The 1,297-nt window shown below is 68.5% G+C and carries 1 protein-coding gene; it reads left to right on the top strand.

Annotation, left to right across the window (positions count from 1 at the left end; genetic code table 11):
- Positions 1-752, top strand: a 752-nt coding sequence (locus DWZ22_RS10465) for an IS110 family transposase (protein ID WP_233546461.1), incomplete at its 5' end; no start/stop codon positions are given.
- Positions 753-1,297 lie beyond the last annotated feature (545 nt).

The raw sequence follows: 1,297 nt of genomic DNA, 5'->3' as shown, positions 1-1,297 counted from the left end.
GGGCCAGGTGCGTGTACGAGTCCGGGGTCACGGGCTTCGACCTGCAGAAGAGGCTCTCCGGCCTGGGGGTCGACTGCGTGGTCGGCGCCGTCTCGAAGATGATCAAGCCCAGCGCGGACAGGCGCAGGAAGAACGACCGCAACGACGCCGAGTTCCTCGCCCGCATGCTGTCGGTCGGCAACGTGGTCGAGGTGTGGGTCCCCGACGACGAGCGCGAGGCCGCCCGCGACCTGACCAGGGCGCTCGAGGACGCGAGGGACGACCTCTCGCGCTCGAAGCAGCGGCTCTCCAAGTTCCTGCTCAGGCACGGCTTCGTCTTCGACGAGAGGACGCCCACCGGCCGCAGGAAGGGCAACTGGACCCGGGCCCACTGGTCCTGGATCGAGTCGATAAGGTTCGCGGAGGGGGCCGACGAGGAGGTGCTCGCCTACTACGTCGACGCGGTCAGGCGGGCGGCGGAGGAGAAGGCGAGGCTCGAGGGGCTCGTCGGGGCCGAGGCCCGCAAGCCCAGGTGGAGGAGGAGGGTCGACTCCCTGCGCTGCCTCAAGGGCGTCGACACCGCTTCCGCCGCCGACCTCGTGTTCGAGGCCGGCGAGTTCTCCAGGTTCAGGAACGCCCGCTCGTTCGCCGCGTGGGTCGGCCTGACGCCCTCCGAGCACTCCAGCGGGGAGAGCGACCGCAGGGGCGCGATCACCAAGGCCGGCAACAAGCACCTGAGAAAGACGCTGGTCGAGGCCGCAGGCACTACCTGACGTGCTCGGGGCGGCCGAAGGACCTCGCCAAGGGCCAGGCCCCGGACCCGGCCGCCCGGAGGCATGCCGCCAAGGGCGTGCGGAGGCTGGTCGAGAGGCGGGAGGCGCTGCTCGCGCGCGGGGTGCACGGCAACAAGGCGAACGTGGCCACGGCGCGCGAGCTCGCCTGCTGGGTGTGGGCGGTCGGCCTCATGGCAGAGGAGGCATAGGGGGGCGGTCCCCCGAACATAAGCCAGTCACCCCGGAAGCGGTTCGATCCGAAGCCGTTGAGGCGAACCTCAGGTCCCTTTTCTGCGAGCGCCCAGGGCGCCACACGCGTGCACAGACTGTCGGTTCGACGTAGAAGCCTCAGCCGTAGCAACGGATTGCCCAGCGAGAGATCGCCACGGGCGGATATTAAACTGCAAAGACGAGCGTCGGTAAGACACGCCGAGGTCGCCGCGGACGGGTTGATATAGGGAGAGGGCCTGACCCCATATCGTTGGGGCCAGGCCCGATTTTGCCTCTTGACAATGTCCTGCTCATATTAAAAGGAACGTCCCCAA

Source organism: Collinsella sp. AF31-11, from assembly GCF_003475605.1.
Classification (GTDB): Bacteria; Actinomycetota; Coriobacteriia; order Coriobacteriales; family Coriobacteriaceae; genus Collinsella.
The sequence above is the reverse complement of the archived record's forward strand: the minus strand, read 5'-3'. Positions and strand labels throughout refer to the sequence as shown.